The organism is Streptomyces cellostaticus (assembly GCF_023630175.1).
Lineage (GTDB): Bacteria > Actinomycetota > Actinomycetes > Streptomycetales > Streptomycetaceae > Streptomyces > Streptomyces cellostaticus_A.
Genome location: NZ_JALLIN010000122.1, coordinates 1 through 1,478, shown reverse-complemented (window position 1 = coordinate 1,478; position 1,478 = coordinate 1). Strand labels below are relative to the sequence as shown.

General features: G+C 77.3%; 1 protein-coding gene. It reads right to left on the bottom strand.

What is annotated here, in order from left to right; translation table 11 throughout:
- Positions 1-86 precede the first annotated feature (86 nt).
- On the bottom strand, positions 87-1,124 hold the full coding sequence (locus tag MXD57_RS31240; protein ID WP_250405581.1) for a rod shape-determining protein: 1,038 nt from the start codon (positions 1,122-1,124) through the stop codon (positions 87-89).
- Positions 1,125-1,478: the final 354 nt, after the last annotated feature.

Sequence of the window (1,478 nt, the reverse complement as noted above, 5' to 3'; positions counted from 1 at the left end):
CGGACCTGCCGTCCGGCCCGGCCCGGCCGCTCCCGGCGGAGTCCGGCACGACGATCCGGGGCCGCCCCACCCCTGGGGGAGCCCGCTCAGGCGGCGTGCGGGTTCAGGACCAGGGGTTCGACGGTGCCCGCCAGCATGGCGCCCAGGCCCTGCACCGCGCACAGCTCCGGCCGTTCCGCGATGTGCACCGGAATGCCGGTGGCCTGACGCAGCATCTGGTCCAGGCCGGGCATCAGGGCGGAGCCGCCGACGAGCACGAGCCCGCGGTCGGCGAGGTCGGCCACCAGCTCGGGCGGGCACTCGCGCAGCACCTTGCCGATGCCGTCCAGGACCGAAGTCAGCGGGGTCTGGATGGCGTTGCGGACGGCCGCCGTATTGACCCGCACGCTGCGGGCGAGCCCGGTGACCACGTCCCGCCCTTGGATCTCCGTCAGCGTCGGCCCGTCCGGGGTGAGCCCGGCCCCGGACAGCGCGAGCTGCAGCGGCCGCACCGCCTGGCTGGGCAGCAGCAACCGGTGTTCGAGCCGCAGGTGCTGCACGATCGCGTTGTCGACGGCCTCACCGCCGACCGGGACCCGCTCGGCGGTGACGATCGAGCCGAGCGCGAGCACGGCGACCTGCGTGGCCGCCGCCCCGCACACCATGATCATGGTCGCCTCCGGCTGCTCGACCGGCAGCCCGCACCCCACCGCGGCGGCGATCAGTGTGTCCACCAGCTCGACCCGGCGCGCCCCCAACCCGACCAGCGTCTCGATCGTCGCCCGCTGGGCGAGGGGGTCCGCGTCGTGCGGGGTGCAGGCCGCCGCCCGCAGCCGGGGCCTGCGGCGCAGCGCGCGGCGCACCTTCTCGCCGAGCAGTTGCCGCAGCATGCGCTGCGCCATCTCGATGTCGACCACGGTGCCGCCGGAGATGGGCCGCACCACCTTGATGTAGCCCGGCGTGCGCCCCGTCATCTGCTCCGCGAAGTCGCCCACCGCGATCAGCGCGCCCGTCCGGGTGTTCACGGCCGCGACCGACGGCTGGTCGACGACGAGGCCGGCGCCCTTCACGTACACCCGGGTACGGGCAGCGCCCAGGTCGACGGCGAAGTGGCAGCGACGCAACTGCTCCAGGCTGACGGTCACGGCGGATCCTCCCGAGTGCGCAGGGCCTTGGAGGCCGGACGGTGGGCTCCTCCCCACTCTCCGGGCGACGGCGGCGGCGCGCCTGCGGTAGGGGGCCGGGCGGGGCGCCGCCGAACGGGTCGTCCCCCGGCGCGCCGGGAGACGGGGACGGGAGCGCGTGCGTCCCGTTCCGCGGGGTCGCGCCACGCCCTCCCGGGGTGGCGCGACCCCGGTCGGCGGGTGCGCCATGCCCGGGGGCGCGCCGCGCCGCCGCGACCGCGTCGACGGTCGCGCCGTCGACCCGCCTCGACGCCGTGCCGGTGGGTCACGGCCGGCCGGTCCGGGCGCGGGGGGGGGGGCGGGCCCGGGGGGGGG